At 63.5% G+C, this 12209-nt stretch carries 13 protein-coding genes; 6 read left to right on the plus strand and 7 right to left on the minus strand.

What is annotated here, in order from left to right; translation table 11 throughout:
* Positions 1-42: 42 nt before the first annotated feature.
* From M1D43_RS12780 to M1D43_RS12810, 7 genes are all read right to left on the minus strand, one after another.
* Positions 43-1512 carry a TadA family conjugal transfer-associated ATPase gene (locus tag M1D43_RS12780; RefSeq protein WP_192923369.1) on the minus strand — a complete coding sequence of 490 codons (1470 nt, stop codon included), beginning with the start codon at positions 1510-1512 and terminating at the stop codon, positions 43-45.
* A 61-nt stretch (positions 1513-1573) separates the two neighbouring features.
* On the minus strand, positions 1574-2860 hold the full coding sequence (locus M1D43_RS12785; protein WP_107607863.1) for a CpaE/TadZ family protein: 1287 nt from the start codon (positions 2858-2860) through the stop codon (positions 1574-1576).
* 22 nt (positions 2861-2882) lie between these two features.
* The gene (locus M1D43_RS12790; protein WP_164819179.1) at positions 2883-3563 is read right to left on the minus strand and encodes a CpaD family pilus assembly protein; all 681 of its coding nucleotides are present in this window, start codon (positions 3561-3563) and stop codon (positions 2883-2885) included.
* Between the two features lie 56 nt (positions 3564-3619).
* Entirely contained in the window at positions 3620-5155 is a 1536-nt protein-coding gene (locus tag M1D43_RS12795; protein WP_318853523.1) for a type II and III secretion system protein family protein, read from the minus strand.
* A gap of 13 nt (positions 5156-5168) precedes the next feature.
* On the minus strand, positions 5169-5978 hold the full coding sequence (gene cpaB / locus M1D43_RS12800) for a Flp pilus assembly protein CpaB (protein WP_017269038.1): 810 nt from the start codon (positions 5976-5978) through the stop codon (positions 5169-5171).
* 121 nt (positions 5979-6099) lie between these two features.
* A complete protein-coding gene (locus tag M1D43_RS12805; protein WP_107607859.1) occupies positions 6100-6609 on the minus strand; it encodes an A24 family peptidase in 510 nt (169 codons plus the stop codon).
* 103 nt (positions 6610-6712) lie between these two features.
* Positions 6713-6901 (minus strand): Flp family type IVb pilin, encoded by a 189-nt coding sequence (locus tag M1D43_RS12810; RefSeq protein ID WP_107607858.1) that lies wholly within the window; start codon positions 6899-6901, stop codon positions 6713-6715.
* A gap of 251 nt (positions 6902-7152) precedes the next feature.
* Between M1D43_RS12810 and M1D43_RS12815 the strand changes: the two genes are divergently transcribed.
* From M1D43_RS12815 to upp, 6 genes are all read left to right on the plus strand, one after another.
* A complete protein-coding gene (locus M1D43_RS12815; protein WP_003536154.1) occupies positions 7153-7569 on the plus strand; it encodes a pilus assembly protein N-terminal domain-containing protein in 417 nt (138 codons plus the stop codon).
* Between the two features lie 246 nt (positions 7570-7815).
* Positions 7816-8430 carry a TadE/TadG family type IV pilus assembly protein gene (locus M1D43_RS12820; RefSeq protein WP_010968377.1) on the plus strand — a complete coding sequence of 205 codons (615 nt, stop codon included), beginning with the start codon at positions 7816-7818 and terminating at the stop codon, positions 8428-8430.
* 7 nt (positions 8431-8437) lie between these two features.
* Positions 8438-9022: a TadE/TadG family type IV pilus assembly protein gene (locus M1D43_RS12825; RefSeq protein ID WP_153313485.1), complete on the plus strand. Its 585-nt coding sequence runs from the start codon at positions 8438-8440 to the stop codon at positions 9020-9022.
* 220 nt (positions 9023-9242) lie between these two features.
* The gene (locus M1D43_RS12830; RefSeq protein WP_027990561.1) at positions 9243-10463 is read left to right on the plus strand and encodes a phosphopentomutase; all 1221 of its coding nucleotides are present in this window, start codon (positions 9243-9245) and stop codon (positions 10461-10463) included.
* Entirely contained in the window at positions 10460-11434 is a 975-nt protein-coding gene (locus tag M1D43_RS12835; protein WP_153313484.1) for an adenosine deaminase, read from the plus strand. Before M1D43_RS12830 ends, M1D43_RS12835 begins: the two co-directional genes overlap by 4 nt.
* Positions 11435-11544: 110 nt before the next feature.
* Positions 11545-12174, plus strand: a complete 630-nt coding sequence (upp, locus tag M1D43_RS12840; protein ID WP_003536149.1) for a uracil phosphoribosyltransferase — start codon at positions 11545-11547, stop codon at positions 12172-12174.
* Positions 12175-12209 lie beyond the last annotated feature (35 nt).

Genomic DNA, 12209 nt, shown 5'->3' on the forward strand with positions numbered 1-12209 from the left:
TCGCGTCGAAGGCATGCGGAACCGCAGCCTGCCTGTACCGCTCTATTGTTGCTTTTCCATCGCGTCGAGGGTCGCAGCGAGCCGCTTGTCCTCGTTGAAATAACGGGCCCGGTCCCAGAAATGCGGCCGGCCGATGCCGGTCGAGATGTGGCGGCCGACGATCCGGCCATTGGCGTCCTCGCCGTCGATCTCGTAGCGCATCAGGTCCTGGGTGATGATCACGTCGCCTTCCATGCCGGTGACCTCGGTGATGTGGGTGATCCGGCGCGATCCGTCACGCAGGCGCGAGGCCTGGATGATCACGTCCACCGAGCCGGAGATGATCTCGCGAACAGTCCTGGCCGGCAGGGTATAGCCGCCCATGGCGATCATCGATTCCATGCGGCTCAGGCATTCGCGCGGGGTATTTGCGTGGATCGTTCCCATCGAGCCGTCATGGCCGGTGTTCATCGCCTGCAGCAGGTCGAAGACTTCCGGGCCGCGCACTTCGCCGACGATGATGCGCTCCGGGCGCATGCGCAGGCAGTTCTTCACGAGGTCGCGCATGGTGATCTCGCCCTCGCCCTCGATGTTCGGGGGGCGCGTCTCGAGCCGGACGACATGCGGCTGCTGCAGTTGCAATTCGGCCGAGTCCTCGCAGGTAATGATCCGCTCGGTGCTGTCGATATAACGCGTCAGGCAGTTGAGCAGCGTCGTCTTGCCGGAGCCGGTGCCGCCGGAAATGACGATGTTGCAGCGGACGCGGCCGATGATCTGCAGCAGGACGGCGGCCTCGGGCGTGATCGAGCCGAAGCGCACCAGCTGCTCCAGCGTCAGCTTGTCCTTCTTGAACTTGCGGATGGTGAGCGCCGTACCGTCGATCGCGAGCGGCGGCGCGATGACGTTGACGCGTGACCCGTCCGGCAGACGCGCATCGCAGATCGGGCTCGATTCGTCGACGCGCCGGCCTACCTGGCTGACGATGCGCTGGCAGATCGACAGCAGTTGCCCGTTGTCGCGGAACCGGATCTCCGATTCCTCGACCTTGCCGCCCACTTCGATGAAGGTTTGCCCGGCGCCGTTCACCATGATGTCGGCGATGTCGTCGCGCGCGAGCAATGGCTCCAGCGGTCCGTAGCCAAGCACGTCGTTGCAGATGTCGTCGAGCAGTTCCTCCTGCTCGGAGATCGACATGGCGAAGTTCTTGATGGTGATGATATCGTTGACGATGTCGCGGATTTCCTCGCGCGCGCTCTCGATATCGAGCTTGGAGAGCTGCGACAGGTCGATCGTGTCGATCAGCGCGGAGAAGACCTGCGATTTCGTATCGTAATAATCTTCCGCCCTCGGCGCGCGGCGCCTCTGGGGCGGCGCTGCCGCTTGCGGGCGGGATGGCGCAGCGACCGTCTCGCCGAGGACGGGCGCGGCGGAACGCTCCACCGGTACCGGCTGGACGGCGGGCATCGGGGGCGCAGGCGAGAAGCCGCGCGCACCACCCTTGCCAGGACCTTCATTTCCGCGTTTGCCAAACATCACTTCATTCCAGTTGCTTCATCGATCCCCGCCCTGCGGGTGCAGGATCGGAAATATTCCGCTACCGCCTGCCGAGCTTCGCCAGAACCTTGCCGAGCCCCCCCCGGCGCGCCTTCTTTATGGCGGTGCGCCCGGTCAAGAGGTGGGACAGCTGCGAGAAGGTCTCGGCGGCCGGCGACTTCCGGTCGATCTCCGCGATCATGCGGCCGCTGTTGGAGGCATTGCCGAAGAGAACCGCATCGAACGGAATGATCGCGGCGGCCTCGATCTCCAGTGACGCGCAGAACTCATCGGGAGCGATCTCCGGACGCTTGGGCACGCCTACCTGGTTGAGCACGAGATGCGGCACCTTGTCGTTCGGCCTCAGCTTCTTCAAGGCATCGAGCAGGTTCTTCGCGTTTCTGAGACTTGCAAGGTCCGGGGCGGCGGTGATGACCACCTCGTCGGCCGCGGAAAGCACCGAGCGGGTCCAGTCGGTCCAGCCGTGCGGCAGGTCCAGAACGGATACCGGCGCGCTGCGCTGGAGGATTTCCAGGATCGGCTGAAAGGCACCCGTCTCGAAATCATAGGCGCGGTCGAGCATGGAGGGGGCGGCGAGCAGCGACAGATGCTCGGAGCACCTGGTCAGGAGCCGGTCGAGAAAGACTTCGTCCAGCCGTTCCGGCGCGAATACGGCCTCGGCGATCCCCTGTGGCGGGTCCTGGTCGAAGTCGATATTGGCTGTTCCGTAGGGCAGATCGAGATCGGCAAGGATCGTCTCGGTCGAGAAAAGATTGGAAATGCCCCAGGCGCAATTATGGGCGATGACCGACGAGCCGCAGCCGCCCTTTGCGCCGATGAAGGCAAGGCTGCGTCCGAGCGGCTCCGCCTCCGGATCCACGAAGATCGCCGAGACGGCGCTCAGCATATCGGCCATTCCGACCGGCGCGACCATATATTCGGAAATGCCGTTGCGGATCAGCTCGCGATAGAGCGCGATGTCGTTGTGACGCCCGATGACGATGACCCTGGTGCTCGGATCGCAGACCTCGGCGAGCGGCGCCAGCTCCGAAAGCAGCGAGCCGGGCTCGGTGGCGGTTTCGAGGATGATCAGATTGGGCGTCGAGGCGCCGGCGAAGGTATTCGCGGCGGCTGCGATGCCGCCGCCGGTAACCCGCAGGCTCACCTTCGCCATGCGGCGATCCTGGCCGCAGCGCTCCATGAGCCGCTGCACGGCTTCGCTTTCGCAGAAGGCATGGATCGAGATGCGCGGCAGGGGCCGGAGCTGCTCGAGGTCGCCGGGGCGCGTTCCGTCCGCGGGCCAATCGCCGGTTCCGCCGCTGTCGATCGTGTATTCAATGGCGTTCATCGTTTTTCCTCGAAGGCCCGTATCAGTTGAAGACGATCGTCGTTCCGCCGTCGCCCTTTTCCGTGCCGCGCCAGCTGTCGATCACCTGGCCCCGCTGCTCGGCATCGATCGGCGACATCTGGCGCGGGCCGACGAGGTCCGTCGGGTTGGCGATCTGTGCCGCGAGATTGGACTGGGTGGCGCAGCCGAAATTGTAGTAGTTGCGGTTTTCCAGCGTGTTCAGCGCCAGATCTTCCGGCCACGCGCCGCAGGGCGCGGTCTGCGCAGTTATCGCGACATAGCTCAGGCGGATCGGTGCGGCGTCGCCCGTCACGGAGGCGTCATAGGTGGTTTCGATCATCTTCTTCGGCGATACGCCGCCTGCGGCCAGCACGCGGCGAATGTCCTTGCGGACGATCTGCGCGGCATGGCCGTTCACCGATCCGCGCGGCAGCATGATCTGAATGACGCCGCTCGAGGCATTGCGATATTCGGCGGCAAAGCCGCGGATGACGTCGCGCGTCCCCTGGGTGAGCCGCGTATCGCCCGAGGCGACGGGAATGTCGATCGTCCGCTCGCCTTCCGTCAGCACGATCGGATGCCGGGTGCGGTAATCGTCCGGAAGTGCACCGGTCGCGAGCTTGTCCTTGCTGGCGCAGCCTGCCATAAGGGCGGCGACGATCGCATACAGGGCCACACGATGCGGCAAGCGGTTCAGGGCCATCGGGGGCTGCCTTTCAAGACGGGTTCGAGCTGCGCTTCGCTTCTGCATGGCCCTGCCTATTTGTAGATGAAGCCGACATTGCCGTGGTAACGGCCGGCGGGCGGCTGAGCCTCGGGGCGCCCATAGATCCGGTTGACCCGGCCGAGGAAAAAGCTTTCGAGATCGTTCGCCGGGTTGAAGTTGTCGTCCGGACGCGAGATCGCGCTGCGGGCGATGGGCCGCACGAGATAGGGCGTTGCGATGATGACGAGCTCCGTCTCGCTGCGCTGGAAGTCCTTGCTGCGGAAGAGCGTGCCGAGGATCGGGATCTTCGAGGCGGCGGGAAGGCCCGACATCGCCTGACGGACATTGTCCTGGACGAGGCCCGCGATCACGATCGAGCCGCCGGACGGCAGTTCGACGCTGGTCGAGGCTTCGCGCCGGCGGATGCCGAGGAAGGTGTTGCCGGGAATGGCGGTCATGCTGTTGCCCGTGACCACCGAGCCCTCATAGGTCGGCTCCGAGACATCGGTTTCGATCTGCAGGCTGATGCGGCCAGGGCCGAGAACGACCGGCTTGAAATTCAGCCGGATGCCGTATTCCACGTCGTTGACCTCACGCTCTACCGTGGTTTGGCCGGTCTCGTCGTCCGTCGAGACCTCCTGCACGCCGGCAAGCCGGAACTCGCCGCCGACGTAGAACTTCGCCTCCTGGCCGGAGATCGCCGTCAGGCTCGGCTCGGCGAGCGTGCGCATGACGCCTGCCTGTTCCATTGCGTTGATATAGCTCGAAATGGTTGTGGGGCCGATCGAACCCTTGATGAGGGCATTCGTGCCGACGGCGATCGCGTCGCCGAGATTGGCCGGGTTACGGAAGCTGATGCCGCTTTCGCCATCGGAGACGCGGCCGTTGAAGCCGAGCTGCTTCAGTACCTGGCGGCTGACCTCGGCCACGGTCACCTTCAAAGTCACCTGGTCGTCGCCCTCGATCGTCAACAGATTGACGATCTGCGAGTTCTGCCGGTCCTCGGCAAAGATATCGGCATCGCCGTTATTGCCCTGGGCAGTGATGTTGCGCGTGGTCGCCTCGCCGCCCTTCAGGAAGGCGCGTGCGAGATCGACGGCCCTGGTCGAGTCGAGGGGCGTGCGGACCGTGCCTGTCAGCACCACGTTGTCCGAGATGATTTCGACATTGATATCAGCATCGGGAATGAAGCGACGCAAATTGGATTCGAGACCGGCGACGTCGCGCTCGACGGCGACCTCCAGGCTGACGATCTCCTCGCCGCCTGGGCCGAAGACGAAGATGTTCGTTTGGCCGACCGACTTGCCGAAGAGATAGATGCGGCGCGAGGTGCGGGTGATCGCGTCGGCGAGCGAGGGATCCGCAACGAGAATGTCGTGAGCGTCGCTCGGCAGATCCACCACGACCGCCTTGTTGAGACCGAGATTGATGGTCTTCCGGGCGCCCGGGCCGCTATCGACGATCCTCACGACCGAGGAGGAGGCGGCCTCGGCGACCGGGAGGGTCGGCGACGCCATGCCCGAAAAGGTCAGACAGAAGGAGAGGCCGGCTGCGAGAGACGCCCGAAACTTTTTTGCGATCCGTTTCACCTTGCGCCCCGTCCTACTTCTGGTTCTGGAGGGCCACACCGTCACCCCTGACGATGGAGCCCGACTTGATGACCTGAATGCTCGGCCGGCCGTCGCCGTTGAGAAGGTAGTCGGCAGCCGTGGTGTCCGGCTCCTGCGCGTCGGCGACGCTGCGGAGAGCCAGCGAGATGCGGTCCGCCATCTGCTGCGCGACCGTCATGACCTTCGATTGATCCGGCGTCAGCTCCAGCGTCGCGGTCGTACCGACGACCGCTTTCGAGCCGTCTTCCTTCTCCTCGATCTGCTGGTCGATCGCGAGCACGCGGACATTGCTCAGGACGGTTTCAGTCAGATAGAGATCGCCGTCGGACTTGCGCACCATGATCACGTCGACGCGATCGTTCGGCAGGATGAAGCCGCCGGCGCCGGTCGCGACCGTGATCTCCGTGGCGACGGCGCGCTTTCCGGCCGGCAGCAGCGACGACATGATCCGGTTCGATGCGTCGGCGATCTTTTCCTGACGCACGGGCTCCCCGGTGAAGATCGGCAGGCGAACGACCGCGCCGGCAAGATCTTCGACGGCAGCGGGACGGTTTTCCTCTGTTATCATGCCCTCGGCGACACCGTCCTTCGGCCAGGCCTTCCAATGGATGGAATCGGCGCCGAGACGGGAGCCGACCGGCAGGCTCTTGCCGGCGACGAGCACGTTGATGGTCGGGGCCTGCTCTATGACGGGTTCCGCCGTCTGCGGGGCGGGCGCGCGGGTGAGCTTCATCGCCAGCAGCCCGGCCATGGCAGCCGAGCCGACGGCCACCGCCAGAATGATAATGCGCACCGGTCTCATGATCGCCCCAAACCCCCGAGAATTGCCCGGGATCAGGTTGATCAGTAATTGGTGTAATTATGGTTAACGGATTGCTTATGCAGATGGTTAACGGAAGGCGGCACCCCTTCACGAACGTACGTCAGGAGAGTTGCGCGAAGGCCAGTTGCATCAGTGGCGAAGAGGGGTAGGCGGCGAGCCCGCCGAGAGCGATGGCGATGCCGTAGGGGACTTTCTTTGCCGTGAGCAACAGTCGAGGAACCGGGATGCGAGCGGCAAGAATCAAGTTCTCTTGACTGCGCAAGAGCAGGACGAGCAGTGTCAACAGCCCGCCGAATACCGAGACATACAAAAGGAAAGCAGCGAGCGAGGCGTTGAAGCCGAACCAGACGGCACTGGCAGTCAGGAGTTTTGCATCGCCGCCGCCCATCACGTTCAGCGCGAAAAGGCAGAAACACACAGCAAATACGCTCCCGCCGGCCGCAAGGTGGAGAAGGATCTGCGTGAGATCAACTCCGTGCGGGGCGAACATAACGAACGAGACCAGCAGAACGACCGAGACACGATTTGGAATCGACATGGTGAACAAGTCGCAGAAGGCGGCAAATGCCAGGCACATCGGAAAGATTACTACGAGGAACACATTGATCATCGAGAGTCTCCCCCATTGGAGCCAACTTGCGACAACAAACGATTTCGTCGAGAGCCACCTTGCAAAGATAGCTCTCGACTCGAACTCTATGCCGGCACGACGATTACTTGGTGTAATCCTTTTGCGCCTCAGTCATTTTGGTACCCAGGGCATCGAACGTAAGGTCGAGCTGCGTCCCCAACGTCGATGCGCCGCCGATCAGAGCCACCGAGATCAAAGCTGCGATTAGGCCGTATTCGATTGCGGTTGCGCCGGACTCGTCCTTCATCAGGCGTGCAAAAATGGTCTTCATGACTATTCTCCTCAAACTTCACTTGTTGCTCAGCACGTCCGTCAAACTGTTGCCGTTGATCGGATACCCTGAATTTAGCGGGGGCTAATTGCTTTCCGCTTAAGGAATCCGGTTACCGTGACGTTAAGGGAAACTCGCTTTTTCCTGGGTAAATGTGCGGAAAATGGACGCCTTAAATTGCGCTGCATCGCCGTAACCATTCATTCACCAAAAGGCGCCAAGATGCGGCAGATAGACCGTCAGGACGCGCCATGAACATGCCCTCAGCGGCCCCGCGGGCCGCACTGCTTGCAACCACTGCACTCCTGGCGATCGCCGCACCGGGCGGAGCCCGCGCGGCTGAAGAAATGATGCGCGTCTATATGGACCACGCCCGCGTGCTGAAGCTCGACCGGCCGGTCAGCAAGGTGATCATCGGCAATGCGGAGGTTGCCGACGCGACCGTGGCGGATGCGAAGACCATCGTGCTGACCGGGCGCAATTTCGGCACCACCAATCTCGTCATCCTCGACCAGGACGGCAACGCCATGGTCGACGAGCGCATCCTGGTATCGATCGACGAGGGCAATACGGTACGCGTCTACAAGCAGACCGTCCGCACCGTTCTCTCCTGCACGCCCAATTGCGAGCGTGCGGAACGGCAGGCTTCCGCTTCGAGCGGCAATTAAGACCGGGAAATTCGCCCTGCCCCTCACCCTAACCCTCTCCCCGCAAGCGGGGAGAGGGGACTTGAGCCGCAAAGCGAGCCGCTTGTCCCTTCTCCCCGCTTGCGGGGAGAAGGTCGCGGCGGCGGGATGAGGGGCCCTTCCGGCCTCTGCTTCAGAACCACTAAAATTCTTCGGGTCCTCGAAAACGAATCTTCAACAGTCGCCGTGTATTTTTGCGCCAACCAGTTGACATGATGGAACGGCGCGATGTCGATCGACGAGAAAGCATCCACTCCCCGGGCGCCCTTGCCGCGCGGCCTGTTTCGGCGCCTCATCGGCGACCGGAAGGGCGCGACGGCGATCGAATTCGCGATCCTTGCGCTGCCCTTCTTCATCGTCGTTTTCGCCTCGATCGAGACATTCATCGCCTTTGCCGGCGAGCAATTGCTGGCCAATGCGACGGATACGCTGGCGCGGAAAATCCGCACGGGTGAAATCACCACCGATATCGGCAAGCCCGGCTTTACGACAGAAACCCAGTTCCGTCAGGCTTTCTGCGACGAAATCGCGATCATGATGACCTGTTCGGCGACCGAGGCGGAGCAAGCCTCGAAACTCCATCTCGATGTCCGCAAGCTTCCCGCCGATCTCAGCGCGTTTCCGAAAGCGGTGCCGCGGAACGGCTCGGATCTCGACACCAGCGGCTTCACTTTCGCGCCCGGCGGGCCAAACGACTACACCATGGTACGGGCCTATTACCGCTGGACCGTGATCACCGATCTCGTTCGTCCCCTGGTGACCAAGCTCAGGCCCGCCGGCGACAGCATGCCGCGCGACTATCTGATGGTCTCCACCGCCACCTTCCGCAACGAAAACTATTGAGGCTGCCATGGACCGCCTTCACACGCGCAAACAGCACCTGTGGGGAGCCTTCCACGGCCTGTTACGGGACCGCCGCGGCGCCGGTGCCGTCGAATTCGCCATTGTCGCGCCGCTTCTGATCGCGGCCTATGTCGGCGCTTTCGAGCTTTCTCTGGGGTTCACGGTCGCGCGCAAGGTCGGGCGGGCCTCGAGTGCGGTGAGCGATATCGTCACCCAGGAGCAGCAGGTGAACAAGGCCTTTCTCGACGGCATGCGAAACGTCGCGAGAAACATGCTCGTCCCCTATGACGGCTCCGACTACGACCTCAAGATCACCGGCATCCAGGTGAACGGCACGACGGAAGGCAAGGTCGCCTGGTCCCGAGGCTGGTCGGACGCGAGCGACGGTGCGACGGTTCCCTATGCGGTCAATTCCGTCGTCAGCGTTCCGGCCGATCTCGACGCGGTGAATGCCTTCGTCGTGCGCACCGAACTCGTCGTCAACCACCAGCTTTCCCTGTTCGGTTCGGACGCCGGCGGCACGATCCCGCTCTCCAGGACCTCCTATTACCGCCAGCGCTTCGGCACGACCATCAACTGCACGGATTGCTGACCGGTCTGGAGCGGGATGAGGAAAGTGTGCGCGGTCTTCCGCCCGCCTACCCCCTCTGGCCGGCAGGCCAGAGGGGGTGCGCCTCCGACGACATGCATCAATTGCAATGGACAAGGCGGCGCGCTATTTCTGCCGGATTGTGCGGCGACGGCCGCGAAAGTCTTAATGGCACCGGCTCGCCGCATATCGCGCTCGCGCCCGGGATCAGTCAGGGTGTTTCATGGCGCGTGCGTTTCTTTTCGTCCTCGATTCCTTCGGCATCGGCAATGCGCCGGATGCGGAGGCTTTCGGCGATCTCGGTGCCGATACGCTCGGACACATTGCGGAGTTCTGCGCGGCGGGAGCCGCCGACCGGGCGGGCCTCCGGGAAGGGCCGCTCCATCTGCCCAACATGTCGGCGCTCGGCCTCATGCATGCGGCGCGGCTCGCCACCGGGCGGCTGCCCGCCGGCATGGCGCTGCCGGAACGCGTCTATGGGATCTACGGCGCGGCAAGCGAAGTCTCGCGCGGCAAGGACACGCCGTCCGGTCATTGGGAAATCGCCGGCACGCCGGTGACCTTCGACTGGGGCTATTTTCCGGCCGAAGGCGACGCCTTCCCTCCCGAACTCGTCGAAGCGATCTGTCGCGAGGGCGATGTGCCCGGCATTCTCGGCAATTGCCATGCTTCGGGTACCGACATCATCGCCCGCCACGGCGAAGAGCATATGCGGAGCGGCAAGCCGATCTGCTACACCTCGTCCGATTCCGTCTTTCAGATCGCCGCGCATGAACAGACCTTCGGGTTGGAGCGCCTGCTGAACCTCTGCGAGACCGTCCGCCGGCTCGTCGACGACTACAATATCGGCCGCGTCATCGCACGGCCCTTCGTCGGCAGCGACCCGGGCAGCTTCACGCGCACCGGCAACCGTCGCGACTATTCGGTGCTGCCGCCGGAGCCGACCGTTCTCGACCGGCTGCAGGAGGCCGGGCGCACGGTGCACGCGATCGGCAAGATCGGCGATATCTTCGCCCATCAGGGTGTGACCAGGCTCACCAAGGCCAACGGCAACATGGCGCTGTTCGACGCCAGTCTGGAAGCCATCGAAGAGGCCGAAGACGGGGCGCTCGTCTTCACCAATTTCGTGGATTTCGACATGCTTTACGGCCATCGCCGCGACGTGCCCGGCTATGCCGCCGCGCTCGAAGCCTTCGACGCACGCCTGCCCGATCTCGACCGCCGGCTGAAACCGGGCGACATGGTGATCCTGACCGCCGACCACGGCTGCGATCCGACCTGGCGCGGCACCGACCACACCCGCGAGCGCGTGCCCGTCCTGATGTTCGGCCCGACGCTTCGCAGCCGCTCCTTCGGCATCGCCGACAGCTTCGCCCATATCGGCGAAACCGTCGCAAGACATCTCGGCATTGGCGCCGGCCCACATGGGAGAAGCCTCATTTGACCGCTCATCTGAAGAAAGCCGAACTGCATTGCCATATCGAAGGCGCGACGCCGCCGGAACTGGCGCTGAGGCAGGCCCGCAAATACGGCGTCGACACCAGCGCGATCATCCGCGACCGGGCCTATGTCTGGGAGGATTTCACCAGCTTCGTAAGGTGTTACGACGCCGTCGCCTCGCTTTTTCGCACCGAGGGTGATTATGCGCTTCTCGCCGAGACCTATCTGACGGAGCTTGCCGAAGCGGGTACGATCTACAGCGAGATCATCGTCTCGCCCGACCACGGCGAAACGATCGGACTCGGCGCCGATGCCTATATCGAGGGCCTCGCCGCCGGCATGGAGGCGGCGAGGGTGAAGACCGGCATCGAATCCCGCATGCTGATCACCGGCATCCGCCATCTCGGTCCCGACTCGGTCATCAGGACCGCCGAATATGCCGCGATGCGCCGGCATCCGCTCGTGACCGGCTTCAATCTTGCCGGCGAGGAGCGCATGCACAGCGTCGCGGAATTCTCCCGTGCCTTCGACATCGTCCGCGATGCCGGCATCGGCCTGACCATCCACGCCGGCGAGCTTTCCGGCGCATTCAGCGTGCGCGATGCGCTGGACCATGTCCGCCCGGCCCGCATCAGCCACGGGGTCAGGGCGATCGAGGACGACGATCTCGTGAAGCGCCTTGCCGACGAGGGCGTCGTGCTCGAAGTCTGCCCGGGCTCGAATGTCGCGCTTCAGGTGTTCCCGGACTTCGCCTCGCATCCGCTGCGGCGGCTTTACGAAGCCGGCGTCCGCGTGACGCTCAATTCCGACGATCCTCCCTTCTTCCACACGTCGCTCGCGCAGGAATACGAAATCGCCTTCCACGCGATGGGCTTCTCGGACAGCGAGATCGACCGGATGACGAAGACCGCGATTGAAGCCGCCTTCGTGGACGAGCCGACGCGAGAGAAGTTGCTGGCTGCGTTACATATCTAGTTGCGCGGATGAGAGGGCGCAGCTGCACAAGTTCCACCTACACCCTTGCGGCCCCCGCCCTTTCCATGGAAAAGAGGGTGGATAGCCAATTTTCGCGGGGAAGATGAGCCATGGACGGCGTAACGGTGATCGGTCATCCGCTGGTGCAGCACAAGCTGACCATCATGCGCAAGAAGGAAACGTCGACTGCGGGCTTTCGCCGGCTGCTCAAGGAAATCTCGACGCTGCTCTGCTACGAGGTCACGCGCGACCTGGAGCTGACGACCGAACGGATCGAAACGCCTCTCGTGGAAACCGACGCGCCGGTGCTCGAGGGCAAGAAGCTCGTCTTCGCTTCCATCCTGCGCGCCGGCAACGGCCTGCTCGAGGGCATGCTTGAACTGGTACCCTCGGCGCGCGTTGCGCATATCGGCGTCTACCGGGACCACGAGACTCTGCAGGCGGTCGAATATTTCTTCAAGGCGCCGGACAACATCAACGAACGCCTCGTCATCGTCGTCGACCCGATGCTCGCCACCGGCAATTCCGCGATCGCGGCCATCGAGAAGCTCAAGGAGCGCGGTGCGCGGAACATCCGCTTCCTCTGCCTGCTTGCCGCTCCGGAGGGTATCCGCAACTTCCAGGGCGCCCATCCGGACGTGCCGATCTTCACGGCCTCGATCGACAGCCATCTCAACGAGAAGGGCTATATCGTGCCGGGCCTCGGCGATGCGGGCGACCGCATGTACGGAACGAAGTAGGGCTGACGGCCTGCCGTCCTGTCGCCTCGGAAAAC

The sequence above is a fragment of the Ensifer sp. R1-3 genome, from assembly GCF_056739175.1.

Coding starts and splice junctions, on each gene's coding strand:
- M1D43_RS12815 (WP_003536154.1), top strand. CDS start 7,153: ATGAACATGCCCTCAGCGGCCCCGCGGGCCGCACTGCTTGCAACCACT.
- M1D43_RS12830 (WP_027990561.1), top strand. CDS start 9,243: ATGGCGCGTGCGTTTCTTTTCGTCCTCGATTCCTTCGGCATCGGCAAT.
- M1D43_RS12825 (WP_153313485.1), top strand. CDS start 8,438: ATGGACCGCCTTCACACGCGCAAACAGCACCTGTGGGGAGCCTTCCAC.
- upp (WP_003536149.1), top strand. CDS start 11,545: ATGGACGGCGTAACGGTGATCGGTCATCCGCTGGTGCAGCACAAGCTG.
- cpaB (WP_017269038.1), bottom strand. CDS start 5,978: ATGAGACCGGTGCGCATTATCATTCTGGCGGTGGCCGTCGGCTCGGCT.
- M1D43_RS12820 (WP_010968377.1), top strand. CDS start 7,816: ATGTCGATCGACGAGAAAGCATCCACTCCCCGGGCGCCCTTGCCGCGC.
- M1D43_RS12810 (WP_107607858.1), bottom strand. CDS start 6,901: ATGAAGACCATTTTTGCACGCCTGATGAAGGACGAGTCCGGCGCAACC.
- M1D43_RS12785 (WP_107607863.1), bottom strand. CDS start 2,860: ATGAACGCCATTGAATACACGATCGACAGCGGCGGAACCGGCGATTGG.
- M1D43_RS12780 (WP_192923369.1), bottom strand. CDS start 1,512: ATGTTTGGCAAACGCGGAAATGAAGGTCCTGGCAAGGGTGGTGCGCGC.
- M1D43_RS12805 (WP_107607859.1), bottom strand. CDS start 6,609: ATGATCAATGTGTTCCTCGTAGTAATCTTTCCGATGTGCCTGGCATTT.
- M1D43_RS12790 (WP_164819179.1), bottom strand. CDS start 3,563: ATGGCCCTGAACCGCTTGCCGCATCGTGTGGCCCTGTATGCGATCGTC.